At 44.3% G+C, this 26,584-nt stretch carries 29 protein-coding genes and 2 riboswitches; of the genes, 1 reads left to right on the top strand and 28 read right to left on the bottom strand.

The window, feature by feature from the left end:
• Positions 1-193: 193 nt before the first annotated feature.
• The 6 genes from H7198_RS04600 to H7198_RS04575 form a co-directional block, all read right to left on the bottom strand.
• Positions 194-1,723, bottom strand: coding sequence for a PH domain-containing protein (locus H7198_RS04600; RefSeq protein WP_274458609.1), 1,530 nt, complete (start codon positions 1,721-1,723; stop codon positions 194-196).
• Complete coding sequence (locus tag H7198_RS04595) at positions 1,713-2,183, bottom strand: PH domain-containing protein (protein ID WP_274458608.1); 471 nt, start codon at positions 2,181-2,183, stop codon at positions 1,713-1,715. The genes H7198_RS04600 and H7198_RS04595 overlap by 11 nt, the downstream gene beginning before the upstream one ends.
• A 106-nt stretch (positions 2,184-2,289) precedes the next feature.
• Positions 2,290-3,060 carry a pyrroline-5-carboxylate reductase family protein gene (locus H7198_RS04590; RefSeq protein WP_274458607.1) on the bottom strand — a complete coding sequence of 257 codons (771 nt, stop codon included), beginning with the start codon at positions 3,058-3,060 and terminating at the stop codon, positions 2,290-2,292.
• Positions 3,061-3,172: 112 nt separating this feature from the next.
• Positions 3,173-4,522, bottom strand: a complete 1,350-nt coding sequence (locus H7198_RS04585; RefSeq protein WP_274458606.1) for a glucose-6-phosphate isomerase — start codon at positions 4,520-4,522, stop codon at positions 3,173-3,175.
• Positions 4,523-4,576: 54 nt separating this feature from the next.
• Positions 4,577-5,485: an ROK family protein gene (locus H7198_RS04580; RefSeq protein ID WP_274458605.1), complete on the bottom strand. Its 909-nt coding sequence runs from the start codon at positions 5,483-5,485 to the stop codon at positions 4,577-4,579.
• Between the two features lie 317 nt (positions 5,486-5,802).
• Positions 5,803-7,146, bottom strand: coding sequence for an amino acid permease (locus tag H7198_RS04575; RefSeq protein WP_274458604.1), 1,344 nt, complete (start codon positions 7,144-7,146; stop codon positions 5,803-5,805).
• A 126-nt stretch (positions 7,147-7,272) separates the two neighbouring features.
• Between H7198_RS04575 and H7198_RS04570 the strand changes: the two genes are divergently transcribed.
• Positions 7,273-8,148, top strand: coding sequence for a LysR family transcriptional regulator (locus tag H7198_RS04570; RefSeq protein WP_274458603.1), 876 nt, complete (start codon positions 7,273-7,275; stop codon positions 8,146-8,148).
• A 40-nt stretch (positions 8,149-8,188) separates the two neighbouring features.
• Here H7198_RS04570 and H7198_RS04565 read toward each other — a convergent pair whose 3' ends face one another.
• From H7198_RS04565 to H7198_RS04460, 22 genes are all read right to left on the bottom strand, one after another.
• Positions 8,189-8,854 (bottom strand): energy-coupling factor transporter transmembrane component T family protein, encoded by a 666-nt coding sequence (locus H7198_RS04565; RefSeq protein WP_274458602.1) that lies wholly within the window; start codon positions 8,852-8,854, stop codon positions 8,189-8,191.
• The gene (locus tag H7198_RS04560) at positions 8,851-10,245 is read right to left on the bottom strand and encodes an ABC transporter ATP-binding protein (protein ID WP_274458601.1); all 1,395 of its coding nucleotides are present in this window, start codon (positions 10,243-10,245) and stop codon (positions 8,851-8,853) included. Before H7198_RS04560 ends, H7198_RS04565 begins: the two co-directional genes overlap by 4 nt.
• Positions 10,246-10,256: 11 nt before the next feature.
• On the bottom strand, positions 10,257-10,832 hold the full coding sequence (locus tag H7198_RS04555) for an ECF transporter S component (protein ID WP_274458600.1): 576 nt from the start codon (positions 10,830-10,832) through the stop codon (positions 10,257-10,259).
• Between the two features lie 93 nt (positions 10,833-10,925).
• A riboswitch (TPP riboswitch) is annotated at positions 10,926-11,015 on the bottom strand.
• A 69-nt stretch (positions 11,016-11,084) separates the two neighbouring features.
• Positions 11,085-11,606 carry an HdeD family acid-resistance protein gene (locus H7198_RS04550; RefSeq protein ID WP_274458599.1) on the bottom strand — a complete coding sequence of 174 codons (522 nt, stop codon included), beginning with the start codon at positions 11,604-11,606 and terminating at the stop codon, positions 11,085-11,087.
• A 143-nt stretch (positions 11,607-11,749) separates the two neighbouring features.
• Entirely contained in the window at positions 11,750-13,090 is a 1,341-nt protein-coding gene (locus tag H7198_RS04545; RefSeq protein ID WP_274458598.1) for an FAD-dependent oxidoreductase, read from the bottom strand.
• 145 nt (positions 13,091-13,235) lie between these two features.
• Positions 13,236-13,511 carry an HU family DNA-binding protein gene (locus H7198_RS04540; protein WP_010690891.1) on the bottom strand — a complete coding sequence of 92 codons (276 nt, stop codon included), beginning with the start codon at positions 13,509-13,511 and terminating at the stop codon, positions 13,236-13,238.
• Positions 13,512-13,691: 180 nt separating this feature from the next.
• Complete coding sequence (gene der / locus H7198_RS04535) at positions 13,692-15,002, bottom strand: ribosome biogenesis GTPase Der (RefSeq protein ID WP_274458597.1); 1,311 nt, start codon at positions 15,000-15,002, stop codon at positions 13,692-13,694.
• A 62-nt stretch (positions 15,003-15,064) separates the two neighbouring features.
• Positions 15,065-16,255 (bottom strand): 30S ribosomal protein S1, encoded by a 1,191-nt coding sequence (gene rpsA / locus H7198_RS04530; protein WP_091501786.1) that lies wholly within the window; start codon positions 16,253-16,255, stop codon positions 15,065-15,067.
• A 192-nt stretch (positions 16,256-16,447) separates the two neighbouring features.
• Positions 16,448-17,128, bottom strand: coding sequence for a (d)CMP kinase (cmk, locus tag H7198_RS04525; RefSeq protein ID WP_274458596.1), 681 nt, complete (start codon positions 17,126-17,128; stop codon positions 16,448-16,450).
• 20 nt (positions 17,129-17,148) lie between these two features.
• Entirely contained in the window at positions 17,149-17,667 is a 519-nt protein-coding gene (locus H7198_RS04520) for a peptidoglycan-binding protein LysM (RefSeq protein ID WP_274458595.1), read from the bottom strand.
• A 71-nt stretch (positions 17,668-17,738) separates the two neighbouring features.
• The gene (locus H7198_RS04515) at positions 17,739-18,323 is read right to left on the bottom strand and encodes an ECF transporter S component (RefSeq protein ID WP_274458594.1); all 585 of its coding nucleotides are present in this window, start codon (positions 18,321-18,323) and stop codon (positions 17,739-17,741) included.
• A 76-nt stretch (positions 18,324-18,399) separates the two neighbouring features.
• Positions 18,400-18,535, bottom strand: a riboswitch (FMN riboswitch).
• Positions 18,536-18,631: 96 nt separating this feature from the next.
• Entirely contained in the window at positions 18,632-19,381 is a 750-nt protein-coding gene (locus H7198_RS04510) for a pseudouridine synthase (RefSeq protein ID WP_274458593.1), read from the bottom strand.
• Positions 19,382-19,395: 14 nt separating this feature from the next.
• The gene (gene scpB / locus H7198_RS04505; RefSeq protein ID WP_274458592.1) at positions 19,396-20,055 is read right to left on the bottom strand and encodes an SMC-Scp complex subunit ScpB; all 660 of its coding nucleotides are present in this window, start codon (positions 20,053-20,055) and stop codon (positions 19,396-19,398) included.
• Positions 20,033-20,824: a segregation and condensation protein A gene (locus H7198_RS04500; RefSeq protein ID WP_274458591.1), complete on the bottom strand. Its 792-nt coding sequence runs from the start codon at positions 20,822-20,824 to the stop codon at positions 20,033-20,035. The genes scpB and H7198_RS04500 overlap by 23 nt, the downstream gene beginning before the upstream one ends.
• Positions 20,799-21,155, bottom strand: a complete 357-nt coding sequence (locus H7198_RS04495) for a riboflavin biosynthesis protein RibT (RefSeq protein ID WP_274458590.1) — start codon at positions 21,153-21,155, stop codon at positions 20,799-20,801. The genes H7198_RS04500 and H7198_RS04495 overlap by 26 nt, the downstream gene beginning before the upstream one ends.
• Before the next feature lie 8 nt (positions 21,156-21,163).
• A complete protein-coding gene (gene xerD / locus H7198_RS04490) occupies positions 21,164-22,036 on the bottom strand; it encodes a site-specific tyrosine recombinase XerD (RefSeq protein ID WP_274458589.1) in 873 nt (290 codons plus the stop codon).
• 14 nt (positions 22,037-22,050) lie between these two features.
• Positions 22,051-22,938, bottom strand: coding sequence for a CvfB family protein (locus H7198_RS04485; RefSeq protein WP_274458588.1), 888 nt, complete (start codon positions 22,936-22,938; stop codon positions 22,051-22,053).
• A gap of 83 nt (positions 22,939-23,021) precedes the next feature.
• Positions 23,022-23,468: a GatB/YqeY domain-containing protein gene (locus H7198_RS04480; protein ID WP_091501802.1), complete on the bottom strand. Its 447-nt coding sequence runs from the start codon at positions 23,466-23,468 to the stop codon at positions 23,022-23,024.
• Between the two features lie 94 nt (positions 23,469-23,562).
• Entirely contained in the window at positions 23,563-23,751 is a 189-nt protein-coding gene (gene rpsU / locus H7198_RS04475) for a 30S ribosomal protein S21 (RefSeq protein ID WP_010690912.1), read from the bottom strand.
• Positions 23,752-23,858: 107 nt separating this feature from the next.
• On the bottom strand, positions 23,859-25,034 hold the full coding sequence (locus H7198_RS04470) for an MFS transporter (protein WP_274458587.1): 1,176 nt from the start codon (positions 25,032-25,034) through the stop codon (positions 23,859-23,861).
• A gap of 80 nt (positions 25,035-25,114) precedes the next feature.
• Positions 25,115-25,702, bottom strand: a complete 588-nt coding sequence (locus tag H7198_RS04465; protein ID WP_274458586.1) for a hypothetical protein — start codon at positions 25,700-25,702, stop codon at positions 25,115-25,117.
• Between the two features lie 145 nt (positions 25,703-25,847).
• Positions 25,848-26,252, bottom strand: a complete 405-nt coding sequence (locus tag H7198_RS04460; RefSeq protein WP_274458585.1) for a MarR family winged helix-turn-helix transcriptional regulator — start codon at positions 26,250-26,252, stop codon at positions 25,848-25,850.
• Positions 26,253-26,584: the final 332 nt, after the last annotated feature.

Genomic DNA, 26,584 nt, shown 5'->3' with positions numbered 1-26,584 from the left:
TAATTTTAAAAATATTGATTAAAAACGTTTTAATGAAAGCGTACCCATTTGATTTAAAACAGCACAGTTTGAATTCTTTTAAAATAAATCTCCAAAATATATGGCTCCTACTCCCTAAGTTTTTTAAATACATAAAAAGAGCCCTTCGAAATATTTCGAACAGCTCGTCTAAAAAATAATTGAGATATAATTACTATTTGCTATAAAAAGTCTTGTATTCCTGGTAGACTTTTTCCGCTTCTGAAAGTTTTAAATATCGCGCAGAAATCTCAGAAAAAGAATTATCTGAACGAACAGTCACCACTAAATGGGCTCTCTTATTCGAATGAGCTAACCAAAGGGACTGTTGAACGGACATTGCTTGAATTTTATCCATGGGGATGTAGAACGTTTCCTTAGTAGAGAAACGGGCATCTTGCACTACCAGAATACCTTCATCAGCATGTAGCTGAACCGCCGTACAAGAACCCTTATACCAGCCGTTTACGGCAACCAAAACCGTTAGCAAGAAAGCCAAGCTGATTGCCCACCAAGAATGCACGAAGTACAGCGTCCAACCGGAAAAGAACCAAAGGAGGAAGATTCCGTTTCGCGCCATTGTCAAGGACTGGTAGTGTCCAATGGGGCCAGCAATATCCTCTTCGTTAGGCACAATACTTGGTAACCAGTCACGTACTAACTTTGTAACTTCCCTTGTCTTTACAATTGGCATTAACGTTGGCATCGCCTTTGTCACATCATCATCGCCATTTCGATCCGTGATGATTAACATTCGAACACTGGCATAACCAAACAGGCGACGAATCCATGATTGATTGACTTGGACACTTTGAATCCGTGATTCAGTCAAAGAAAGCGAACGTCGTTCAAAAAGTCCGCGCTGGATGAGTAGCTGCTGCTTTTCTTGTTTCACCGAAAAGCCATAATAAACGACGACTGTCTTAACGACGTTAAAGGCAAAAAGCAGAATAATAAATAAGAAAGCCATTGCCGATGCCATGGCTAGGCCATGGGCCGTTGCTTCTGAAAAGACGGCCTCATACAGTTTCCCATCATGATCAAAGTGAGAACATATCCCCCAAAGAACAAAGAATTGTGCTAACAATTCTGGTGCTGTCATTGCATACAACAACAAAGCAGGCAGTTCGGCCACGTAATCTTCCCTAGTTGGAACACTATCCGCATCTTTCCGAGTTAATTGTTCAACCAGTGGTGCCTCTTCAGCACGCACTCGCTCCCAGTCCTGTCGCTTTGACTGAACACCTTTATCAACAATGGCCAATAATTCAGATAAGTGCTCGGACTGGTTCGCCTGCTTTTCCTTCAACACCCAGGTCAACCAAGTTGGCACGATAGGCAATTGAATCTGATTCTCCTTTTCCCCACCCTGTCCTGCTGAATCAACCGAAATTTTTTCCAATTGAAAGGGCTTTAAAAAGAACCACTGCGACTCGTGAATGTTTTGAATCTTTTGATAAGGCAGATGGCGGACCTTGCGGTTAATTATACCGGTTGAAAGGATCAGCTCACTCTCCGTCAACTGGTAAGTTGACATGACGTAGTCTAATAGTTCATAGGCCATCCATAGAGCAAAAGCCAAGGCCCACTGCCAGGGCTTTAAATGGAAAAAGACAATCAATGAAAATAAGGTGACAACCAGCGCCTTCCCATCCAAAAGAATATGCTCGATTAGGGCAAAGGGATGAAAGTGCTTATGCTTCATGACGGGCCTCCTTGGCAAGGAGCATCACCTGGTCTTTAAAAGCAATTGCTTCATCATGGCTCAACGCTTCCACTTCGTAGTGGGAACCACCGGTTACCAGCACAACTTTTTGCAAATGAAAGAGCTGAAGTAAAGGTCCCTGATCAAGGTCGACGTTTTGAATCCGGTCAATCGGAATGGCCGTCAAACGTCGGAAGAAGAAGCCCTTCTGAATTTCGATATCTGTTTCATTCACACGGTAATGATAAATGGCGTATCGATAATGGACCAATCCAAAGCCGCCAATCGTCAGAATCGCAATTGCCGCATACAAAGCGACCAATACCCAAACCGGCAAAGTCCAATCCGACCACTTTGGCAAAAACAACTGTAACCCGATTACAATAGCCAGTCCAATAACTGTTCCAATCGCTTCAACGATGTACCAAATCGTCTTTATCTCTTTTGGTAATGCTTTCATCTTCTCTCCCAAATAAAAAGTCAGAACAGGTATTCGCTTGTTCTGGCTTTTTAACTATTTATAGTAGTAAAATCCCTCAATTTTTATAAGTAAACGTATAACATATTTACTTATTTGCAGACAAAATCGCCTCATGTACCGCATGACGGAAACCATTCTCTTCAAGGGCCAGTACACCCTTAATTGTGGTCCCTCCAGGGGAAGTAATCTGCCCCTTTAGGTCAGAAAATGATAAATCGGACTGCTGTGCCAGACTAGCTGTCCCACGTACAACGGAGGCAATCAAATCAGCTGCGACCGTTCGGTCCATCCCCTTCGATACGGCTGCGTCTTCCATAGCATCCATCAGGACGTCAATGAAGGCTGGTGAACAACCGCCGACAACACCAGCAATCCCAATTTGATCTGGCTTCACTTCGACAACATCCCCAAGGGCAGCCAATAAGGTGTGCACGTTTTGTTTCTCTTCGTCACTAGCCTTTTCAGACTTAGCCAAGGCAATCGTTCCAGCATTCACAGCAACAGGAATGTTTGGAATAAAGGTAAAGACCGTATTACCTGCAGTAACTGCCTCCAAATCCTCGCTAGCCACACCCGCAGCAGCTGACAAAACAACTGTCCTTTTTGAAAGACCCGCTTCAGCCAGCCCTTTCAATACCGAAACTGTCACCTTCGCTGGAACGGTGAGCATCAAGATATCAAAGTCCTGAGCAGCAAAGGCCGCCTTGTCAGACATTCCTGAAATATTGAGCTTGGCTGCCTTATCAGTGTTTGAAGAAAGCGCCACAACTTCTACTTCCTTCAATGAGTCCTGTTTTACCATTCCCTTCACTAGGGCTGAACCCATGTGACCTAATCCAACAATTCCGACTTTCATGTGCAACCTCCAAGATGTTTTCTTCCTTGTATTTTAACAGAGAAAGCCCACTAGCATTAAAGAAAATAGCCTTCCCGTCGCCAGGAAAGCTATTATTTTCAATACACTTCAATTATCGTAAACGAGCTTGGTATTCTTCGGTTTCCTTCTCATAGCCAGGCTTACCCAAGAGAGCAAACATGGCTGTCTTATAAGCTTCGACACCAGGCTGGTTAAATGGGTTAACCGCAAAGAGGTAGCCAGAGATTGCCACGGCCTTTTCAAAGAAGTAGATAAGGTAACCCAAGGTGTATTCATCCTGCTTTGGCAAATGGATGGCCATATTTGGTACACCACCGTCAACGTGAGCCAACACAACCCCTTGGAAGGCCTTTGTATTGATCTCGTCGATTGTCTTGCCCTCTAAGTAGCCCAAGCCATCATTGTTATCACTTAGCTTAGGAAGGTCACGATCAACCTTTGGGCTGTCCAACTTGACCACTGTTTCAAAGAGATCGCGACGACCTTCCTGAATGTATTGGCCTAGTGAATGAAGGTCAGTTGAGTAGTTAGCAGATGATGGGAAAATACCTTTTTGGTTCTTTCCTTCAGATTCACCCATGAGCTGCTTCCACCACTCTGCTAAGTACTGCATACTTGGTTCCCAGTTCGCGAGAATTTCGCTTGTGTAGCCCTTGTCGTAAAGAATACGTCGGATAGCGGCATAACGGTAAGCCGCGTTCTTCTTCATATCCGCTTCAGTAAAATCGCCTTGGCTAGCCTTGGCACCTTCCATCAAAGCATCAACGTTAGCACCTGCGGCCGTCAAAGGCAAAAGTCCAACCGGCGTCAAGACTGAGAAACGACCACCGACACCGTCAGGGATGACAAAGCTTTCGTATCCTGCCTTTTCGGCTTCATCATGTAAGGCACCCTTTTTACCATCAGTCGTCGCATAGATGCGCTTGGCTGCTTCTTCCTTACCGTACTTCTTTTCCAGCAATTGCTTAAAGACACGGAAGGCAATGGCTGGTTCCGTCGTTGTTCCAGACTTTGAAATGACGTTAATTGAAAAGTCCTGGTCGCCAATCGTACGAATTAAGTCGTTTATGTAGGCTGATGAAATCGAGTTACCGGCAAAGTAGACCTTAACGCCTGAACGTTGTTGGTTTGCTAATTCGTTGTTAAAGACGGGATTCAAGAAGTCAATGGCCATCTTTGCCCCAAGGTAAGACCCACCGATTCCAATCACAATTAAAACATCGGAGTCAGACTGAATCTTCTCAGCTGCCTGCTTAATATGTGTTAGTTCATTTTGGTGAACATCAGCTGGTAGAGTCAACCAATCGGTAAACTCAAAACCTGCACCAGAACGGTTCTTTAGCTGTTCATCAGCAACCGTTACCAGTGGTTGAATCTCATCTAATTCATTTTCAGATACAAACTTTTTTACGTTCTCACTATCAAATGTAATGTATGCCATTTTACTTCCTTTAATTATTCGAACTCAATTTAATTCACGTACAATAAGTGCTACTTATCGATCAATGGCAAAGGCGTGACCTTCACCAGCAATCAAGACCTTTCGGGCTAATTCAAAGTCCCCAACGGTGGCTGAACCGTTATTTTCAGCTTCAGGCATCATTAAGTACTTATCCAAAGGAGGAATGTCAACGTATCCATTTAGTTCTTGATCGAAGTGCTTCCGAATCATATCTAAGAACTTTGGTGAAAGTACCCCACCACCGAATACGATTTTGTTTGGACGAACAGTCAATGTTGTTTGCACCGCAGCTTGGGCCAAGTAGTAAGCCATAATATCCCAGCTTGGATCATCAAGCGGTACATCCTTACCATTTTTACCGGTACGAGCTTCAAAAGTCGGACCTGAGGCCAGACCTTCAAGACAGTCACCGTGATGTGGGCATAGACCACCAAAAGCCAAATCATCAGGATGACGTTTGACTTTCACGTGCCCCATTTCTTGCAGACCTAATGCACCAATAAAGTGGCCATCAATCACGATTCCAGCACCAATTCCAGTACCAACGGTGTAATAAACAACGGAGTCGATTTTCTCGCCTCGTTGCTTGGCGACCACATACTCACCGTATGCAGAACCGTTAACATCCGAAGTGATAAAGACTGGAACGTCGATGGCGTCTTTAATGGTTTTTACCAAGTTAACGTTTCGCCAAGCAATCTTTGGCGTGTTATTTGTAATCACCCCATAATCTGCTTGGTCCAAACGAACCTCAACGGGTCCAAAAGCGGCAATCCCAATCGCGTCCAATTCCGGAAAGCGCTTAAAGAATTCAACTGTTTCTTTTAGCGTCTGTTCTGGTACCTTTGACGAAAATGTTTCTTGTTCGATAATTTGATACTTTTCATTCCCAACGGCGCAAACAAACTTCGTTCCACCAGCTTCAATACTTCCAAGTAACATAACATTTTCCTCCTATGTCTGTACCGGTAGAATAGCACGATGATAAAGATAATGAAAGCGCTTTCACAAACTGGCATAATTAACCTTTTATCAAGAAAAAGAGCCATATCAATGACCGAATCAAAAGAATTAAAAAGAAACTTTTGACTTTCTTGAATCTATCCGCGGGAAGTCCCTAAAGAAGTTCAAAATATTGAATCCAAAAATTCTTTTTTTATTCTCTTTTTTTCTAAGTTATATAAGCTTGTTTGTTCGAAAATGCTGGTAAAAAACAAAAAGTCGGCCACTAACCAAATGGTTAGTAACCGACGAAAACATTATTTCTTTATTTTAATTTGCGCCACAATGGTTAAGAAAACAATCCAGACGATTGAAAGAATCGTCGTAAACATCGTTGCCTTTGCAATGAGCATCAAGATAAAGATGAGACCCAAGAAAATGATAGTCAAGTAATCAGACCATGGTGAGAATGGCAACTTGAACATCTTAGTTCCTTCAACCTTTCCCTTCTTAACTTGCTTCTTATAAACCAGATGAGTCACCATCAAGGCGATGTAGATGATTAAGAAGGCTGCCGAAGCAGTTGATGAGATTAAGTTAAAGGCGTCCGTTGGGAAGAAATAGTTCACGATAACAGACAAACCAACAATCAAAGTTGAAAGGTTGATGGCAGCACGTGGGATGTGGTTACGATCCAAACGACCGAAACGAGACTTTGGACCAGCCAATGAGTAAAGCATACGGCCGGTTGTAAAGAAGGCCGAGTTAATGGCTGAGGCAGCAGCCGTCAACACAACAAAGTTAATGATGGCAGCGGCTGATTGCACACCAATTCCTGAGAAGACCTGCACGAATGGTGATTCACCGGCTTGGTAGTTGGTCCAAGGCTGGATAATCATGATGGCTGACAAGGCACCGATGTAGAAGACCAAGATACGGAAGACGATTGAGTTAATCGCACGTGGGATGGTCTGCAATGGGTCCTTTGTTTCAGCAGCGGTAACTCCCACGAATTCCACTCCCAAGAAGGAGAAGAAAGCCATTTGGAAAGCGGCCAATAAAGTGTTCCCATGATTGGCAACCAAGCCATGTGACCAAAGCGTTGAGAATTCCGTTGTCCCCATGGACGTCTTAACGTGTCCAAAGGCCAAAATCAAACCAGTACCAATCATGGCACAGATGGCGATAATCTTGATCATTGAGAACCAGAATTCCGCTTCTCCAAAGGCCTTAACAGCGATGATGTTCACCAAGTACAAAGCAACCAAGAAGGCTAATTCCCATGGCCAGGTTGGCATGTCTGGAAACCAGTAGTGCATGTAGGTTCCAATGGCCGTTAGTTCGGTCATGGCAATGACAATCCAACCAATCCAGTAGGTCCAACCGAGCACGAAACCGGCCTTCTTACCCAAATACTGGGTCATGAAGTCAATAAAGACCGGCTTGGAATCATCAGAGATTAACAATTCACCTAAGGCTCGCATCATGGCAAAGACAAAGAGTCCGGTAATGATGTAAACCAAAAGGATGGCTGGTCCAGCCTTTGAAATGGAAGAACCGGCTCCCAAGAAGAGTCCAGTTCCAATCGTCCCACCCAAGGCAATCATGGCCACGTGACGGTGGGATAGTGTTCGGGCAAAGCCCTGTTGTTCATTCGACATACAAATACTCCTTTGTATTTCCTCTCTAGTAGTTTATACTATGCTCATAAACAAGTAAAACTAAACCTTTTCAATTTAAAGTGAATTTTTCTCATTTTAGATACTGAACACTTTTGAGGATTAAGTATGAAAACTTTTACCTATCAAATTTTTGCCTCTGTTGCAGAAAATGCATCATTTAAAAAAGCAGCCAAAGAACTCAACATCACCCCGTCCGCCGTTTCCCACGCCATTGCCAATATGGAAAATGAATTAGGCCTCCCCCTTCTGATTCGTAACCGCTCCGAAATGGTTCTTTCTCAAGCTGGAAAGGAATTACTCCCCATGGTTGAACGGCTCTTAAACGAGGACCGCCAAATTCATGCCCGTGCTGCTAAAATTGCTGGATTAGAAGGTGGGAGCATCCGTATTGGTGCCTTTTCATCCGTCTGTGTTACTTGGCTGCCAACCATTATCCACCGTTTTAAGAAGAAGCACCCAGGCGTTAGCATCAACATCATCCAGGGTTCCTTTAAAGAAATTGATCAAGGCGTCTCCCAGGGACGAATCGACATTGGTTTTTCAACCTTTCCATCATCCGAACGGCTGGATTCTGTTAACCTCATCAACGATGAACTAAAGTGTATTACCGAAAACGATTTTATTCCTAAAAATGGTCAATCAATTGGCCTAGCGGACCTCAAGAACCAGCACTTCATCCTACAGCGTGCCGACTACGATGCCGATACAAAAGTCGCCCTGGACGAATTAGACGTGCAGCCCCAAGCCATTAACTACTCCATCGATGACCAGTCAATCATCGCCATGGTCGAAGCGGGAATTGGCTGGGGAATCCTTCCCGACCTGGCTTTAACCCGTCTTTCGGGTGAAGTGAAGGCTTACCCCTTCCAAACACCCTACTTCCGTCACCTGACCCTGGTCACCAATCCTTCGGTTGCTGATGATCCATTGGTACAAGAAATGAAGTCCGAAATTTTACAGTACATTGCGGAAGCAAAATAAAAAAAAAGTGCCCGAAAGAATCAATCTTTCGAGCACTTTTTTAATACTGTGATAGATAGAGGACAATAAAGGTCGAACACATAATCAGGGCAATCCAGACAAAACCAAATTTCTGATATGGGTATGAACGATAGCGAGTCCGCGTGGCCCCCTCCTGGAAACCGTGGGAAGTCATCGCCATCGCTAACATTTCTGACCAACGAATGGCATGAATCAAGGCCTTAAAATAAAGCGTGGGCTGATACCAATGAACAGCCTGTCCCCGCATGTAAGAAGCGGCTTGAATACTCCGAAAAGTCTGCTTAAAACGCGGAATGAAATTGAGTGCGGCTAGCATCCCATAAATAAAGGTGGCCGATAATTTCAGATTCTCTTCCAATGACTTTAGCAAAACCGAGGGGCTCACCACGTTGGTTAACCAGGCCCCCACAAAGATGAAGAGGCCGACACGTGACCCCATCATATAAGCCGTGTGTAGCCGTTCTGACAAGTTTCCTACCGAATAAAGGTAGAAGGACCAGAAAGTAGCCAGCGTAGGTAAGAGCGCAATGAAAAGGTAGCGCAGGATACGCTGAATCCGAATCCCTTGGAAGAGCAGTAAGCCGATAAAGAAAACGTACAAAACAACATTTAAAGTAAAAGACTGTGTTAAGGCAACCTCCAGTGAAATCAGTAGTGATAAGTACAGTCGCTGACTGGCATTCATTGTGCAAGCTCCTTCTCTTCAACTAATTGATGCTGTTCTAATTGAAGGTGGCGGTCGATGTAAGGCAGAATCGGCTCAACTTGATGGGACACATAAATGACCGTCAAGCCGAACTCCCTTTGACAGTGATGAATCAAAGCTAAGACCTTTTGCACCGAATGCTCATCTAAGCCAGCCAGGGGTTCGTCTAATAGTAGGACCTGAGGTGCCATAATTAGCATGAGTACTACCTGCAGTTTCTTTTGCTGCCCACCCGAAAGCGTATAAACCGACCGTCTCAATAAATTGCCCAACCCTAGTTCATGGAGTTGGCAATCAACGCGGTCCCTTGTCCAGTAATTCGCTTCATAGGAATTAGCTAGAACCTGCTCAATTTCCTCTGCAACCGTAATGGACAAAAATTGGTCAAGCGCCTCTTGAAAGACAAGGCCGACCCGCCGGTAATACTTGGCCGCCTTCCACTTCTTGAGTACTTTACCTTCAAAGCGAATGCTTCCCTCGTATTCCTGTAACTTTGCAAGGGCTTTTAAGAAAGTAGACTTACCAGAACCGTTTGGCCCAGTTATCAAAATCACTTCCCCCTCGTGAATGGCCAGCTCCTCTTGAAAGATTAGCAGACGGTGGTCATTTCGAATCCTCAAAAATTCGGCTGTAAATATGGTATGGCTATTTTTTGGCTTGGATAGTGGATAATCAATGGGTTTAACCTCCGCCGGCCAATTATCTTGTGCGACTTGGTTCAGCTGACCGTCATCAAAGCGGTAAAAGTCGCTCATCTTATCAGCATAGCCAGCCCACTCATGGTCCGCAACCACAACCGCGTAGCCCTCTTTTGACAGTTCATATAGCAGTTCCTGTAAGTCCTTACGCGACTGTTGATCAACCGAGGCAAAGGGTTCGTCTAACAAAATATACTGTGCGCGCAGCGCCAACACTTCGGCCAAAGCCACCTTCTGCAACTCACCACCGGAAAGTGTTTGTAAAGAACGGTTACGAAACTCAGCTATTCCAACCTTCTTTAAAGCTAAGTCAATTCTCTGTTCGATGTTTTTTTCATCAACTTGAATGTTTTCCAAAGCAAAGGCTAACTCTTCTTCCACAGTTGGCATGGCAAACTGTTCCTTTGGATTTTGAAAAAGCAGTGCTAATTCAGCAGCTCGCTTGTTAGCCGGTATCTCTGTCAACTTTCTTCCGTCTAAGCTAACAGAACCAGAAAGCTTTCCACCATACTGCGGATATAGTCCCGCCAGTGCTTTCAGCAAGGTCGACTTACCGGAACCAGATTCTCCCATAATCAGGGTCAAGGACCCCGGGTGGATTTCTAAGTCGAGATTGAAAAAGATGTGCTCCTTCCGGTAAGCAACGCCTAACTGATCTGCAAGTAAGGCCATATACCCTACTCCTATTCTGCTTCTTCAACAGGAGACATAAAGTGTGAACGATCCAAAAGCTTCTCAATCCAGTTCACCAAAACACCGCCAAAGAAGAAGATGGATAGGTAACGAACAACAAAGAGTGCAGCCATCATTGGAATTGAGTAATTGATATAACCAGAATGGTAGAGGTTCCAGATAAAGGTCACCACTGTTCCAGTCAACGTTGATAACCACAAACCATTCTTCCAGTTCTTGTAACCCGTTAAGGTGAAACCAAGTTCAGAACCAGCACCCTGAATCAAACCAGAAAGCAAGGTTGCCACTCCCCAGTAACCACCCATGAACATTTCACCGGCTGCACCAATCATTTCAGCTAGCAATGCCGTTCCGGGCTTCTTTAAAATATAAGCGGCCAAAGGCCCTGCCATCATCCAAACACCGATGGTGAAAGATCCGGTAAAGGCCTGCAAGCCGACCGCTGCAAAGGCACCGGTTAGTACTTGGTATACCGGGTCCATCAAAAAGTAAATGACCGAAAAGATAATTCCAATCATTGCCAATAAGATGGCGTCCCGAAGTGTCCACTTGTTTGTATTTTTCATGCTTTTCCTCCTTTTTTTGAAGGGGAACCATTGATTTATCGCAATAAAAAACCGTCTGCATTAGACGGAGTCTAACACAAACGGTTGCTAAATAGCTTTATTGTGCGAACTCCCTACGTCGGTATTAACCGGACAGGTTCAATGGGTGTTATCTCAACCAAAAAGGTACCCCAGTTCTTTATGCAATTAAATACGAGTATTATATTAACGATATTCGTCTGTTAATGCAAGCTATTTTTATTAATCTCTTTTTTATAGTGAGCGTGCCACAATCAAAATTCCGAAAGCCAACAGATAGAAAGCAATCATCCAAACCATGACAGACGCTGCTAACATTGGTGAGAAGAGCATCACGAATCCCAAGAATACAGAGATGCATCCAAGAAGGGTTGTCCAGAAGGCAGCTCCCCCGCTCAATGGACGAACGACACGAGCCATGTAAATTTCAAAGATTGAATCCCAAATAAACCAAATGGCAAAGAGAACACCGATTACTGAAATACCAGCCATGATATGACCGATAAAGAGCACGGCAATCACAATATCCAAAACAACGGTTACAATCCACCAGCCGGAACTTGCCTGTGCCATCTTACGATCTGACCAAGCTTCGTAACCAACAATGAAAGCGTGAAGCAAAGCAAGGAACCCAAACAGGTAGGACAAAGAAACCAAAGTTGATAGTGGTCGACTAAAAATCGCAATGGCCATCACAATAAATAAGGCCCCAACAGCGATTGACCACCAGTTTCGTTCACCTTTATACTCTCGCATAATCATTCTCCTTTTTCATTTATTAGTGATTATCTATAATGACTCTAGACAATCACTTCTCTACACCCCTATTGTAAGTCTTCCATCTAACTTTGTTAAGCTAAATTAAAAAAAGAGACCGAAGTCTCTTTTTTATATTGATATTACTTTGAAGCCTTTGCAACAGCTGCCATTGCAACAGATGATACATAGTTAATTGGTTGACCAAAGTTTGGCTGGAAGAAGAAGTCAGTCATTGACAATTGGTCAATGGTCATCTTGTTTTCGATGGCCAATGAAATCAAGTTAGCAGCCTGTGAAATGTCATGCTTTGACATAAAGGCACCACCGACGATGCGGCCAGTTCCCTTTTCCCAAGTCAAAGATGCTTGCACCTCAGTTGTGCTCAACATGAAGTCAGGACGGTAGTCTTCAGAAATCGTTACTGATTCTGCATCAACACCTTTCATGGCTGCTGATTCCTTAGTCAAACCAGTTGCAGCATAAGCCAAGTCGTACAATTCAACGGCTGAAGTTGCTTGTGTTCCCTGGTAAGCAACTGCCTTGTTTTCGATGTTCTTACCAACCAAGATTCCCTGACGAACAGCGTTCGTTGCCAAAGGAATGTAGTCGTACTTTTCAGTTGGGTTGTAGAAGACCGTTGCGGCATCACCAGCAGCAAATACGTCAGGAACTGAAGTTTCCATGTATTCGTTGGTTTCAATGGCACCGTTCTTCAACATATCAACCTGTCCCTTGAAGAGACCAGTGTTAGGCAAGAATCCAATTCCTAAGATAGCGATATCAGCTTCGTAGGTTCCCTTATCAGTAGTTACCTTCACACCGTTTTCCGTGTCTTCAAAAGATGAAACCATTTGGTTCAATTCAAGTTGAACACCGTGGCTCTTGTATTCTTCTTCAAATCGTGAAGAAAAGTCGGCTGAAGTATTCTTAGCCAAGACACGGTCCAAACCGTCAATCAAAGTAACCTTCTTACCAGTAACTGACAATTGTTCAGCCAATTCAGCACCGATATAACCAGCACCAATAACGATAGCAGACTTAATGTCTGAAGTTGCTTCCTTCAATTCGTTGGCGTTATCCCAGTTCTTTGAGTCAAAGACCTTATCTGAATAGATACCAGGCAAGTTTGGCTTAATAGCCTTTGAACCAGTTGTAATCACGATCTTGTCGTAATCAGCAGCTGTTTCCTTACCAGATGCAAGGTCCTTATAAACCAAGTGCTTGGCAGCCAAATCGGCTTCCGTCACTTCAGTTCCCATGTGCATGGTAATACCCTGTTCGGTCAATGATTCAGGTGATTCGTAGAACATCTTACTTGGTGAAGAAACATGGTCCCCAATCCACAAAGCGATTCCACAGGACAAGAATGAAACTGTGTGATTTTTTTCGAAAACATCAATCTGTGCGTCAGGATGTTCTGCCTTCGTCTGCTTAGCGGCGAAAACGCCGGCGTGGGTGGCTCCAATAACTGCTACTTTCATGAATAACTCCTTAAGTTGCTCACTTACTTTTCTAAATGTTGAATTTATTGTACTTTTTTTAATTTAATTTGTCAAGAATTTCACTAACATTTCATAGATAAAAAAGTGTAACAAAAAAGCACCCTCGCGGGTGCTTTAAAGTTTATTACTTAACAGCTTCCTTCAATGCCTTACCAGGCTTGAATGCAGGAACCTTTGATGCAGGAATTTGGATTTCTTCCTTAGTTTGTGGGTTGCGTCCCTTACGGGCTGCACGTTCACGAACTTCGAAGTTACCAAAGCCAATCAATTGAACCTTTTCGCCCTTCTTCAAGGCGTCTTCGATTGATGACAATACGGCTGCAACAGCCTTGTCAGCATCCTTCTTTGTTAAACCAGTCTTCATTGCGACTGAATCGATCAATTCTTGCTTGTTTGCCATTCCTAATCTCCTTGCAAATCTTAATTTAGAATACCCGCTGGCGAAATACTCGCAGTTGGGGTGGGAACGCTACCGTAGCAACTTCCATAAGACAAGCTTAGCACAACTAAATTAAAATGTGTAGCCAAATGCCCTATTTTTAACACTTGAAACGTTAATTTAATAGGCTTTCTAGTCTTTTTACTTACGTTGACGAATAATTAGCTTAATTGGGGTTCCTGAAAAGTCAAATGCGGAACGAATTTGGTTTTCAAGGAAACGCTGATATGAGAAATGCATCAACTCAACATCATTCACAAAGACAACAAAAGTTGGAGGTGCCACAGCAACTTGCGTTGCATAGTAAACACGCAAACGACGACCATTATCCGTTGGCGCAGGATTGGTTGCCAAAGCATCCATCAAAACATCATTCAACATTGATGAAGAGATACGCTTCTGGTGGTTTTCGTTAACAGACATAATAAGGTCTGGTAAACGGTCCAAACGCTGCTTCGTCTTCGCAGAAACAAAGACAATTGGGGCGTAGTCCAAGAACTTGAAACGATCCCGAATCATGTTCTCAAAGTCCTGCATGGTATGCGTATCCTTTTCGATGGCATCCCACTTGTTAACAACGATAACCAAGGCCTTACCAGCATCGTGGGCATAGCCCGCAACGTGAGTATCTTGGTCACGGATACCGGTTTCGGCATCCAAAACCATCAAGACCACTTCAGAGTCATCGATGGCCTTCATGGCACGCATAACGGAATACTTTTCCGTATTCTCATAGACCTTACCACGCTTACGAATTCCGGCCGTATCAACCATCACGAACTCGTCACCATCAGGAGTCATAAAGCGTGTATCAATGGCGTCACGGGTTGTTCCCTCAATGTTTGACACAATCATTCGGTCTTCGCCTAAGATAGCGTTAACGATTGAAGACTTCCCAACGTTAGGACGCCCAATAATTGAGAAACGAACGGCTTCATCATCTTGTACGGCGGCTTCGTCTGGGAAGTGCTTAACAACCTGATCCAAGACGTCACCCAATCCGATTCCGTGGGAACCAGAAACTGGGTAAGGATCGCCTAATCCAAGGGAGTAAAAGTCATAGATGTCCGAACGCATCTCGGGATTATCAACCTTGTTAACTGCTAAAACAACGGGCTTATCCGTTCCGTAAAGCAAGTTAGCGACGGCCTGATCATCGGCTGTTAATCCTTCACGACCAGAAACCACCATGATAATCACATCGGCTTCATCAATGGCCACTTCAACCTGACCACGAATTTCTGTAAGGAATGGGGCATTCCCCATTTCCAAACCTCCCGTATCAATGACACGGAAGTCATAGTTTAACCATTCTGCACGAGCGTATAAACGATCACGGGTAACGCCGGGCAAATCTTCAACGATTGCCATTCGTTCCCCTACAATACGGTTAAAGAGCGTTGACTTACCGACGTTTGGTCGGCCGACAACAGCTACAATTGGTGCTGCCATAATCTGCTCCTTTCTTTTTTAAATATAAAAAAAGACTGGCAAGCCAGCCTTTTTATGTCATCTTACAACTTGTCACCGAAGAGGTCGCCCAAAGTAGCGGCACCTTCATCTTCTTGTTGGTAAGCTGCAACATCGGCACGTGAAGCACCGTTTGAATCTTGGTTATCTTCACGCTTGTTAGCAGGCTTTTCTTCCAAAGCCTTCATTGACAATGAGATACGTTCTTCTTGTGGCTTAACGTCCAAGACTTGTACCTTAACCTTGTCACCTGACTTCAAAACGTCAGCTGGGTTTTCAACACGCTTGTGTGAAATTTGTGAAACGTGAACCAAACCTTCGATACCAGGGAAGATTTCAACGAAAGCACCGAAGTCCTTAACGCGCTTAACAGTTCCTTCAAGAACAGTACCAGCTGGGGCCTTTTCAGCAACTTCATCCCAAGGTCCTGGTTGAGTGGCCTTGATTGACAATGAAATACGTCCACGTTCAGTATCCAAGGCCAAAATCTTAACGTTAACCTTTTCACCCTTTGACAATACGTCAGCTGGGTTCTTAACACGGTCGTGTGAGATTTCAGAAACGTGAACCAAACCGTCAACGCCACCCAAATCAACGAATGCACCGAAGTCAGTCAAACGAGCAACAGTACCTTCAACAACTTCACCAACAGTCAAACGTGAGAAGGCTTCTTGCAACTTTTCAGCACGTTCTTGTGCGGCAACAGCCTTACGTGACAAGATCAAACGAGCCTTGGCTGGGTCGATTTCGATAACTTCGGCCTTGATGTCTTGTCCCTTAAATTGGTTCAAATCAGAAACGAAGCGTTCTGCAACCATTGATGCTGGAACGAATCCGCGGATTCCTTGTACATCAACAATCAAACCACCGCGAACGGCGTTCAAAACAGTTGCATCAACTACATCGCCTTCAGCAAATGAGAGCTTTTCCCATGCCTTGCGGGCTTCCAAACGCTTCTTTGACAAGAGGTATGCAACCCCTTCCTTGTCTGACGTTACGTTAGAAACAACAACAGTTTCAATTGTGTCTCCAACCTTCAAGTCGTCGGCCAAGTTGACGCTACGATCGTCAGAGTACTCACGCGCTGGCACAACTCCTTCTTCACCGGTATGCAAACCGATAACTGCTTGGTTATCGTTGTCGATGGCCAAAACTTCACCAGTTACGACATCCCCTACCTTAATTTGATCAGCACTTTCAAGAGCTGCTAGTAATTCGCTGTTTGTATCACTCATGACGTCAAACGTCCTCCTACATTTACACTTATAAGGGTATTTTATCAGAGCTTCGAGACTTTTCCTAGTATTAATTAGAAAAAAATTAACTGATTCGTAATAATTCATCAAAACTCGTGCTCGAACCACACACTTATTACTTACATTTTAGCAGATTTTTCTCTGTTTTAGCAAGAAAAAAAGCCCCAAGCTTTATGCTTGGTGCTCTTCAATAATTGTTTTGATTTTAGAAACGACACCGTCAATGCTAATACCGGTTGTATCAACTTCAATGGCATCCTTTGCCTTTACCAGTGGTGAAATGGCACGGTGTGAATCCTTGTAATCACGCTCTTCGATTTCTTTCTTGAGCGTTTCAAGATCAACATCCATGCCCTTAGCCTTGTTTTCCTTGTAACGACGTTCGGCACGTTCAGCAACCGATGCAATCAAGAAAATCTTAACCTGGGCGTTTGGAAGAACGGTTGTTCCAATGTCACGGCCATCCATAATCACTGGGTTTGATTCGGTCATTTCACGCTGCTTGTTCACCAAGTCCTCTCGAACGTCTGCGTAAGAAGAAACCAAAGAAACGTTATTGGTAATTTCAGTTGAACGAATCTCTTCCGTTACTTCTTCGCCGTTTAAGAACACCCTTTGAACGGGTGTACCCGGCTTGAAGTCAATGCTAATACCAGGCAGTAAAGCCGTAATTCCGGCTTCGTCATCATAAGAAAGACCCGCCTTCTTAGCAGCGACGGTAATTGCTCGGTACATGGCACCAGTATCAACGTAAACGTAATGTAACTGGTTAGCCAAAATCTTTGCAATTGTCGACTTTCCGGCTGATGCTGGTCCGTCAATGGCAACTTGGAAAAAAGCGGGTTTTGTCATGATTAATTTACTACCTTCAATTACTTAATCTTCAATGCTTGTCCAGCATATTGAGAATAATTAGTCGTGGTTACGCCAGGGTTCAATGCACAAATGTTGGCTGGTGACGTATTGTGTGTAATCGCAAAGTTGTACAAAGTCTGATTAGCTGCTAGAACAGCAGTATCAGCATTCGCTGCGGTTGCAGCAGCCTGTTGATCAGATGAAGCAGCTGCAGCAGATGATGAAGCTGAGCTTGCAGTTGATGAACTGCTATCAGCAGTATCTGACGTAGCCTGGCTAGCTGTATCGGATGAAGAGCTGGCTGTGCTTGCCTGCTTGCTATGCTTCGTCTTATCTGAAGAAGAAGTACTTGTCTTCGTCAACTTTGGCTGATTCTTCATCATACCGTAGACTGGCGCAGAGGCCAACAAGAACAAGGAAAGGAAAACCAAGAAGACGACAAGGCCACCATGGTTCTTCTCCTGCTTTGGCTTATTTTCTTTTTTAGGTCCATCAAAACGATTCTTACGTGATAGAACGACACCTTCGTTATTCATTGGGTATGCCTCCAATTTCATTCGTATTTTCAGTCTAACACGAATCAACGAGGTAAATTGATAACCTTTTCTTAAGGTTGAAAGACTTTCTTAAAAGGTGCTAAAACCGATAAAGTCGCAAGGCTAGCCAAATACCAAACCGCACCTTCAATCAAATTAAATGGCAGCACCATGCCCCACAAATACGTTTTAATTCCAATGAACTTTTCAATGTCAAAATGTGCCATTGATGAATAGAGTGGGATTGCCCAAATAATATTCATTAAAATAGCTACCAAAGTCATCAAGCCCATCGCTAAGACAAGGGCCAGACCCTGCTTAACAAGCGGATAACGCTTAAACCAGTCAACCTGCCAAGCAATCGTAACAGCCAGAACAAAGGCAATCGCCACCATTAGGTTCACCGGCATCCCGATGTAGGTATTAACCCCCTCGTTGAAAAGGATAATCTTCAATAAAGTTCGAACCACCAAAACTAAAACGGCCGATCCGAATCCATACCAGGATAGTGCCAAGAAAACCGGCACAATGGAGAAGTCGATTTTCAAAAAGGATGCTGCTGGTAAAATCGCAATCTTAGGAAAAATCGTCAAAGCAAAGGAAATTGCTGTGAGAACCGATAAGATTGTTAAACGTTTTGTCGCGTGATGTGTCATTTTTACTCCTTTTGGCCATAAAAAAAGGCCGATATCTCACGCGGGGCAAAATAAAGGCCAGCTAAAAAGAGCTGTCTTTAAACTTCTTTATACCCGACTTTACGGTCGGCTTTGGATTCGAACCAAATCAGCTGTTAGAAAACAGGTCACGGGCTTATCAGAAAAACTGCTTCACCGCCGGTTGGGATTTTCACCCGACCCCGAAGTTTTATTAAGTTAACGTTTTTTATTCTAGCACAGGTAGTCGTAATTACAATACAAAATCAAATAAAAAGGAACGCTGTCAGCGCTCCAATCTAAAATATCAATTACTTGCGACGTAGGAAACGGTAATCTCCTGCCTTCAAGCGCCTCACCTCGTCGTGTGAAATATCACGGTAGTCTCCAGGCTGTAAACCAACCAAATCAAGGAAAGCATAACGATCACGGCGTAACTTTTCAACTGGATAACCCATCTTAAAGAGCATGTCCTTCACTTGATGGTTACGTCCTTCGTGAATCGTCAATGTGATAAAGGATACCTTACGATCGTGATCAACTTGTTCAATCGCCACCTTGGCCGGTGCCGTACGACGGCCCTTTAACATGATTCCTTTTTTCAAAGGAGCCAAGTCAGCCATGTTCGCAATTCCCTTGACCTTCGCCGTATAGACTTTATCGACACGACCCTTAGGGTGCATCAACTGATTAGCTAATTCCCCATCATTAGTCATGATTAGGACACCTGTTGTGTCGTAATCCAAACGGCCAACCGGATAAACACGAGCGTCAACGTCTCTCAAAAGATCCACAACCGTCTGACGGCCCTTATCATCTGAGGCAGTCGTCACAACGCCACGGGGCTTATTCAACAGGTAATAAACCTTCTTTTCAGAGCCATCAATTGGAACCCCGTCGACTTTCACTTCATCACCTGGTTGAACCTTCGTCCCAAGTTTTGAAACGATTTCACCGTTCACTTCTACTCGGCCTTCAAGAATAATCTTTTCAGCCCCTCGTCGTGAAGCAACACCGGCTTGGGCCATTACTTTTTGTAATCGTTCACCATTTTCTGCCATGTTGTTCCTCTTTCTTATTTATCTTCTTTATCGTTTAAATCAACGCGCTTTTGACCGGCAACTTCGCCATCTTCGCTTTCATTCTCATCATGAACCGTATCGCCCTCTTCATCAATTTCATCAAAGAGTGCCAATTCATCTCGCTGTTCATCTGAAAGAATCACATCGTGAATATCTGGGAGTTCTGGCAAATCGGCAAGCGAACCAAGACCAAAGTAGTCCAAGAAGTCTGCTGTTGTTCCATACAAAATGGGACGTCCCACTTCTTCCTTTCGGCCAACCGCCTCAATCAACTGGTGGAGCTGCAGCTTCTGAAGTGTTCCGGCTGAACGGACACCACGTATCTGATCAATTTCCACTCGGGTAATGGGTTGCTGGTAAGCAACAATTACCAGGGTTTCGAGCTGAGGCTGGGTCAATTTACTGTTAACAGGTAAATCAAAGTACTTCGATACTAACTTGCCGTAGGCCGGCTTCGTCACCAAGACATAACGTCCATCGGCCGAGCGAATCGTTAAGGGGTCCTCAGCATCATTTAACTTCTGCCAAAGTTCATCCACTAATCCTGGAATAGCACCCTTTTCATAATCAGTTAACTTAGCCAATTCAGCTGCTGAAAGGCCATCTTCACCTGCTACAAAGAGCAGGGCTTCAATTTGCGATATCGCGTTCATGTTTCACCGCTTTAATTAAAATTTCGTCTTCTAAATCCGCCTGCCAAATTACTAACTTCTTCTCTTTGGACATTTCTAACAGTCCCAAGAAGGTCATCACTAATCGGTCGGCATAGTACAAACCGTCAAATAGCTCTGTAAAAGTCAAGGACTCATCATCTGGCAATACCGCCAACTTGGACTCAATGGTTTTAATCCCATCCCCAATCGTATAACTGTCCGAACGGACTTGACGGGTTCGAGGCACTAAGTCCTTTTGACGAGCAATCACGTTGTCAAAGGCCAACTGCAAATCAACCAAAGACAATCCCGGTGCCAAAGTCAGTTGACGCTCTTCTTCCGGCGTTTCATCCACCAGGGCTGGTCGCCCAAAGGACTTCATCCCCACTTCCTGCCGTTCATCAAAGAAACCGGTCGCCTGCTGATAACGTTGGTAAACCAACAAACGGTTAATCAGTTCCTGCTTTGGGTCAAGTTCGCCTTCATCCGTTAACTCATCCTCAATTTCTGGTTGAGGTAAGAGATCGTTGGACTTAATTCGAATCAACTTCGCCGCCATGACCAGGTATTCAGCAGCCACATCCAACTGCATGGCCTGCTGCTTTTTAATGAAATCCAGGTACTGTTCGGTCACCTGGGCAATTGGCAAGGATAGAATATCCATCTCATGCTTTTTAATCAGGTGCAAGAGCAGGTCCAGTGGTCCCTCAAAGTCTGTGATTTTAATTGTTAAATCAGCCGGCTTAATAATGTTTTCTCCACTTATCAATGGCAGTCTGTGTATCAAAAGTTCCAACTAAGGTACGGTCAGGATAACGCTCCTGGAGGTCGGATAGCATTTGGGCCTGCGTTGCCTTCTTTGGCGAGCCAGGGGTCACCACCACGTGACGGACCAAAACGACTTTTTCCTCATACAATTCGTAGCCCAACAAACCAGTAATTGGATCATGTGGTTCATCTTGAAAGAAATAGAGATAGTAGCCATCCTGCTTGTAAGCTTCCATGGTCTCGTTAAGGTACTTCACGTTCCTTAAGTCTGGTACCAATGAAAAGAGACCCATAATGGTCTTTTCATCATCTGGTCTTGGCTGAACTAACATATGTCCTCCTATGCTCGTGGGTGGTACTGATCGTAAACTTGAGTCAGACGTCCCTTTGAAATGTGGGTGTAAATTTGTGTGGTTGAAATGTCGGAGTGGCCCAAGAGTTCTTGAACGATTCGTAGGTCTGCACCGTTCTCTAAGATGTGCGTGGCAAAGGAATGGCGCAGCGTGTGGGGTGAGACATCCTTTTCAATCCCCGCTTCTTTCACCAACTTCTTAATCAACTGCCAGACACCCTGACGACTAATCGGACGACCGTGGTCATTTAAAAAGATTTGGTCAGCCTTTTGGTCTTTCAACAATTTCGGACGTGAATCACGTAGGTAGGTCTTCAACCAGTCAACGGCCACTTCACCCACCGGAATAATCCGTTCCTTGTCCCCTTTTCCAATCGTTTGAATTAAGGCCAGATCCAGGTGCAGGTTCGCTAAAGTCAAGTTCACCAGTTCCGAGACACGTAGTCCCGTTGCGTACATTAACTCCAACATGGCCTTGTTACGAATTCCCAGTGTTTTGGTCAAATCCGGCACATCCAATAAACGGTCAACTTCTTCAATCGTTAAGACCGCTGGCAAGTGCTGAGCCTTCTTAGGTGGCTTAATATTTTGCATCGGATCATGTGCAACGATGCCTTCTTTTTTCAAATAGGCAAAGCACTTCCGCAAGGTGGTGACCATCCGAGCAACCGAAGTGTTCGCACGCCCCTTGGCACGTAATTGGTTCAAAAAAGTCAAAACCAAAACGTGGTCGACCTGCTGGACCGACTTTTTTTGTTCCTCTAAGAACTTTGTAAAAGTCGTTAAGTCCTGCTGGTAGGCCTTGACCGTGTTTTGGGACAGCCCTCGTTCTACCTGAATGACCCGTAAGTAGTCGGCCATTTCCTGGGGTAACATTACTTGCCCAATCCCTTATCGGTCAACTTGATTCCGCCATCCACCATCTCAATTAGGTGGTCCTTGTACAGGCGGCCCAAGGCACGCTTGAACTGGGACTTTGAGAAGCCAAACTGCATCTTGATGTCTTCAGGAGCAGACTTATCGTTAAATGGCAGGAAGTGTTCAGGCTTACGTTGCAACTGCAAGAGTAGGAACTGGGCGTCTTCGTCCATCACCTTGTAAGCCAAAGGCTTTAAGGAGAGGTTGATGATGCCGCGGTCGTTAACACCCAAGACACGGGCTTCAACCACTTCACCTAAACGAGGTTCCACTTCACGCTGGGAAGGATGGATAAAGCCCAGGCAGTAGTCATCAGTAATGACCAGCGTTCCCACCAGCTTGTTCCGGTAAACGGTTGCCTTAATCTTATCACCCTTCTTAATACCAGCACCCAAACGGGCCTGGCGGGAAACAGCCTGGATGATGTCTTGTTGGGCTGGCTTTCCCCAGAGACGGCCCTTGTTGTCTTCCTTGATTGAAAGAAGCAGACGGTCGCCCTTCTTTGGCCAGAGTTCCTTCATCGTTGGCAAATCATCCAACGAAACAGCTAGGTCCTTGTTGGCCAAACCGATATCAACGAAGATACCAAGGTCAGATCGTGCTTGCACGACTTTTCCCCAAGAATACTGATCCTTTTGAACGTCTGGTACCGCTTTTGTAATCTGCAAGCGGTGGTCTTCGTTTTGATAAGCAAAACCAGTGACGTAGCCACCAATCTTCAAAGGCTTCATCAACTCGTCCTTATCGATTTCATAAGTATGACCACCGTCGGTTTGAGCGTAGAAATACTCACCGTTTTCGTCGGTCACTTTGGCCTTAATAATCTGTCCTAATTGTTCGTTCATGATTTTCTCCAAACTTCTTATTCTATAAAAGTCAAAAAAGCGGGGTCTCCCCTGCTTTTCCGTCTGACTCCTCGAGGCGGGCCTTAGTTGGCCAATGCCTTCTTTACTGTGTCGGCGACAACCTTACCATCGGCGCGACCCTTAGTCTGAGCAGAAACAATGCCCATAACCTTACCCATGTCCTTAGGTGAAGTAGCACCAGTCTTTTCGATGGCAGCTGCAACCACTTCCTTGATTTCATCTTCTGAGAGTTGGGCTGGCAAGTACTTTGCCAAAACGTCCAATTCAGCTTGCGTATCAGCAGCCAAATCTTCACGGCCACCTTCCTTGAATTCAGCAATTGATTCCTTACGCTGCTTCACTTCACGTGACAAAACGCTCAATTCTTCCTCTTCAGTCAAGTCGTGACCCAAGTTGATTTGTTCGTTCATCACAGCGGACTTAATCTGGCGGACAACGGCCAAAGTCTTCTTATCCTTGGCCTTCATCGCCGTCTTCATATCTTCTTGTACTTGTGCTAATAAGCTCATTACACCCACTCCTTTTAAAAAGTATCTATAGTTATTTATAGTTTACCACGAGGGCACAAAAAAAACGCCACAAAGTGGCGTTTTTACAAACGAATTAACGCTTGTTCTTCTTCTTGTTGCGCTTACGTGCAGCTTCAGACTTCAACTTACGTTCAACTGAAGGCTTTACGTAAAATTCACGCTTCCGGTATTCTTGGAGAGTACCGTCCTTAGAAACACCACGCTTGAAACGGCGCAATGCATCATCCAAAGATTCGTTCTTACGAACAATGACCTTTGCCATGCGATTCCCCTCCTTTCCGGCATTTTATTTCGTCAATACGATATGCACTTGAACCTTAATATTATCTCAAGGGCATCTGTAAAAGTCAAGAATTTCACAGAATATTTTTAGCTTTTCTTCTTCAAAAGCAAGACTGCCAAAGTCAACACCGTGAGAACTGCTGTAATCAAACCATAGACACCAATTCCAGGTTGGCTACCGGAAAATGGGGCAAACCCTTCCAAGCAGGACACAATGGCTGGCGCAAAGGCCGTTCCCACGTTACAACCGACTAGCAAAATCGAATTAGCCAGGCCGTCTTCAGACTTGGCCACATGGCTGTCCACCATATCAAAGATATAGGTACCAGCCAGTGGATAGGCCAATCCAATAATACCAACTGCCAAACTCAAAGACCAAATATCCGTGGCAAAGTTCATCAAAATCGTTCCAACAGACATGCAAAGAAGACCAGCAACTAAAACATACTGCTTAAAAGCCTTAAAGGCTGCCCCAAAGAGGAAGCCCATTAACATCGAAGCAATCGTGTATCCCGTAATAATTAAGGAGGCCGTTGTGCCATCTCCGATGTCATTCATCACAACGACCGATGGTGTGAGCACGTTGACAATGGCCATTCCAATCGTCAAAAAGCCACAGAAGAGAGCGGGCCAAATGATTTTCCAAGAGAGCTTGGACTTGGCCTTCTTCTTTTTCTCCTGCTTTGGCATGTGGTATTCGGGCACGACTTTCCAGAAACCAAGCAAAACAATAAAGATAAAGCCATATGCCAAGAAGGCTGCCTGCCAATTAATGTTCAGCAAGAACCCAGCTAGCAAGTTAATGGCACAAACACCAATTGGCTCAAAGGCGGAACGGTTCCCAAGCATCTGTGCTTGATCGTCCCCTTCGTAGTAAAGGTTAACCAGTGTGATGGCCAAGGAGTTCGTCATTCCAATTCCGATACCAAAGACGATTCGTGCCAGTAAAATTAACCAAATATTATCCATCATGACAGGTGCCACACCGGCAATGGCCATCAAAAGCATTCCACTTAAAACAATCCGCTTAATGCCAAAACGGTTGGCCAACCGACTAGAAAATAAGAGGACAATAAAGGCTGGAATCTGCTGAACAGTCGCCACCATGTCGATTAGCGTCGTTGGATAGTCCATAAAGGCTTCGTGCATAGCGGGTAAAGCCGGCGAAATCGCTGTTCCCGATGTAATCACTAAGGAAACAGCTAAAATCCAAAAACGATGTGAGACTTTTTTTGGATCCCAAGTTTTATTTTTATTCGACATTAAAAAAACTCCTCCAAAGTATTCATCACTTTTATTGTAACGCTACTTTGGAAAAGTTCTAATTTATATTCATTCAATATTTAATTGTGTTTCAAAAATGGGAAAGCATGCTTGTGGAAGAAAGCAATTAACTCACCGTTCGCAATCAGTGCCAGCACCGTTCCAATTTGAATACCAACCCACTGCCCCTCTTTAAAGAAGACCAGAACAATGATCAACACTGCCGGGAGAAAGGCCAGTAACTGCCCCTTCCAGACGTTACCAGCAAAGAATCGAAGAGCCAAAATATCGGTTAACGAATCCGTTGGGTACATCCAGAGGTTAGCCCGCTGGTAAAAGGAAGTTCCCAGACAAACAACGACAATACCACAAACAACTAATACAATTCTGGCGCCTTCACTCGTCATATAACCATGCAAAAAAGATAAATGACGAACAAAGAACTGAATCAATTCACTGAAGAAGAAAACAAAGAGTAGTTCACCAGCCAAATAGAACCAGGAAAAATGGCCCTGCAATAGGATGTTTGCCAAAATAACAAGACAGCCAATACTGAACAAAATCACGTTCAATGGTAAATCCGTAACCCGGTCAATACCAAGCGAAGCAGCGGTCCAGATACCATTGCCTGCTCCTGACAAAATGGTAAAGGAATTCCCAAGTGTCACTAAAAAGAGGCCCAGTAGAAAAAAGCAGTACCTTGTTATTAATCGATTCTTCACGTCTTCGTCTCCCAAACTTTTCTTGATAATGAACAAGTATAAAGTCAAACAGTTGCATTTGCAACTGTTTGTGTTAAACTATTTTTAACCATTAATTTATTTTTGAGAGCAAGGCCATCAGTTGCTCCTTCTCTTCCGAGTTCAGAGCGGCTAACTTATCAAAGACATCGTCGTGTTCAATCTGAATAACTTTTTGGTAGATCATCTTCCCCGCTTCGGTGGGATAGAGCCGTTTGAAATTACGGTTGGCTTCGCCAGCGACTTTTTCAATGTAGCCCCGGTCCTCGAGCTTCTTCAAAGCCCGACTCAACGTGGTTTTATCAATTTGAATGAGCGTCGCCAACTCCGACTGTGTCAATCCCTCATGCTCGACGATACGAACCAGGTACAAGAAAAGATTATTCGCTAATCCAAATTCTTGGACCTCATGGTTCATCATCATCATGGCACGACGGGAAATGGCACCCATCTGACGGAAGATATCATATTCAAGCATTATGCTTACCTCGGTGATTTAATGTTGCATCTGCAACCACCAGTATACTAAAAAATGAAAAGGATGTAGAAATATGTGGATAGCAAAATCTTTTGAAGAACTAACGGTCGACGAATTTTACGCTTGTGAAAAGCTACGCCTCGATACTTTCGTGGTCGAACAAGGGATCAAGTATTCTGACCTGGACGCAACCGATAAAGAGGCCTATGCTCGTATGTCAATAAGTTAGACACTTTTTTTACATCACTAGGTTCGATTCATAGGTATGAATCCGTTCATGATTATATCGATGGATATAGCGTGATATTCGCGTAACCAGCTCAAATTTACTC

The sequence above is a fragment of the Fructobacillus sp. CRL 2054 genome (assembly GCF_028764065.1).
Lineage (GTDB): Bacteria > Bacillota > Bacilli > Lactobacillales > Lactobacillaceae > Fructobacillus.
This window is presented reverse-complemented; position numbering and strand designations above follow the sequence as displayed.

Excerpts from the sequence above, each read along its gene's own strand:
- scpB (WP_274458592.1), bottom strand. The coding sequence starts at position 20,055 with ATGAACGCGATATCGCAAATTGAAGCCCTGCTCTTTGTAGCAGGTGAA.
- H7198_RS04510 (WP_274458593.1), bottom strand. The coding sequence starts at position 19,381 with ATGGCAGAAAATGGTGAACGATTACAAAAAGTAATGGCCCAAGCCGGT.
- H7198_RS04545 (WP_274458598.1), bottom strand. The coding sequence starts at position 13,090 with ATGAAAGTAGCAGTTATTGGAGCCACCCACGCCGGCGTTTTCGCCGCT.
- cmk (WP_274458596.1), bottom strand. The coding sequence starts at position 17,128 with ATGACAAAACCCGCTTTTTTCCAAGTTGCCATTGACGGACCAGCATCA.
- H7198_RS04595 (WP_274458608.1), bottom strand. The coding sequence starts at position 2,183 with ATGAAAGCATTACCAAAAGAGATAAAGACGATTTGGTACATCGTTGAA.
- H7198_RS04575 (WP_274458604.1), bottom strand. The coding sequence starts at position 7,146 with ATGTCGAATGAACAACAGGGCTTTGCCCGAACACTATCCCACCGTCAC.
- H7198_RS04560 (WP_274458601.1), bottom strand. The coding sequence starts at position 10,245 with ATGGCCTTACTTGCAGATCAGTTAGGCGTTGCTTACCGGAAGGAGCAC.
- H7198_RS04515 (WP_274458594.1), bottom strand. The coding sequence starts at position 18,323 with ATGACACATCACGCGACAAAACGTTTAACAATCTTATCGGTTCTCACA.
- H7198_RS04460 (WP_274458585.1), bottom strand. The coding sequence starts at position 26,252 with ATGCTTGAATATGATATCTTCCGTCAGATGGGTGCCATTTCCCGTCGT.
- H7198_RS04585 (WP_274458606.1), bottom strand. The coding sequence starts at position 4,522 with ATGGCATACATTACATTTGATAGTGAGAACGTAAAAAAGTTTGTATCT.
- xerD (WP_274458589.1), bottom strand. The coding sequence starts at position 22,036 with ATGGCCGACTACTTACGGGTCATTCAGGTAGAACGAGGGCTGTCCCAA.
- H7198_RS04485 (WP_274458588.1), bottom strand. The coding sequence starts at position 22,938 with ATGAACGAACAATTAGGACAGATTATTAAGGCCAAAGTGACCGACGAA.
- rpsU (WP_010690912.1), bottom strand. The coding sequence starts at position 23,751 with ATGGCAAAGGTCATTGTTCGTAAGAACGAATCTTTGGATGATGCATTG.
- H7198_RS04480 (WP_091501802.1), bottom strand. The coding sequence starts at position 23,468 with ATGAGCTTATTAGCACAAGTACAAGAAGATATGAAGACGGCGATGAAG.
- rpsA (WP_091501786.1), bottom strand. The coding sequence starts at position 16,255 with ATGAGTGATACAAACAGCGAATTACTAGCAGCTCTTGAAAGTGCTGAT.
- H7198_RS04590 (WP_274458607.1), bottom strand. The coding sequence starts at position 3,060 with ATGAAAGTCGGAATTGTTGGATTAGGTCACATGGGTTCAGCCCTAGTG.
- H7198_RS04555 (WP_274458600.1), bottom strand. The coding sequence starts at position 10,832 with ATGAAAAATACAAACAAGTGGACACTTCGGGACGCCATCTTATTGGCA.
- H7198_RS04520 (WP_274458595.1), bottom strand. The coding sequence starts at position 17,667 with ATGAATAACGAAGGTGTCGTTCTATCACGTAAGAATCGTTTTGATGGA.
- H7198_RS04470 (WP_274458587.1), bottom strand. The coding sequence starts at position 25,034 with ATGTCGAATAAAAATAAAACTTGGGATCCAAAAAAAGTCTCACATCGT.
- H7198_RS04580 (WP_274458605.1), bottom strand. The coding sequence starts at position 5,485 with ATGTTACTTGGAAGTATTGAAGCTGGTGGAACGAAGTTTGTTTGCGCC.
- H7198_RS04600 (WP_274458609.1), bottom strand. The coding sequence starts at position 1,723 with ATGAAGCATAAGCACTTTCATCCCTTTGCCCTAATCGAGCATATTCTT.
- H7198_RS04570 (WP_274458603.1), top strand. The coding sequence starts at position 7,273 with ATGAAAACTTTTACCTATCAAATTTTTGCCTCTGTTGCAGAAAATGCA.
- H7198_RS04540 (WP_010690891.1), bottom strand. The coding sequence starts at position 13,511 with ATGGCAAACAAGCAAGAATTGATCGATTCAGTCGCAATGAAGACTGGT.
- H7198_RS04550 (WP_274458599.1), bottom strand. The coding sequence starts at position 11,606 with ATGCGAGAGTATAAAGGTGAACGAAACTGGTGGTCAATCGCTGTTGGG.
- H7198_RS04495 (WP_274458590.1), bottom strand. The coding sequence starts at position 21,155 with ATGTTAGTTCAGCCAAGACCAGATGATGAAAAGACCATTATGGGTCTC.
- der (WP_274458597.1), bottom strand. The coding sequence starts at position 15,002 with ATGGCAGCACCAATTGTAGCTGTTGTCGGCCGACCAAACGTCGGTAAG.
- H7198_RS04565 (WP_274458602.1), bottom strand. The coding sequence starts at position 8,854 with ATGAATGCCAGTCAGCGACTGTACTTATCACTACTGATTTCACTGGAG.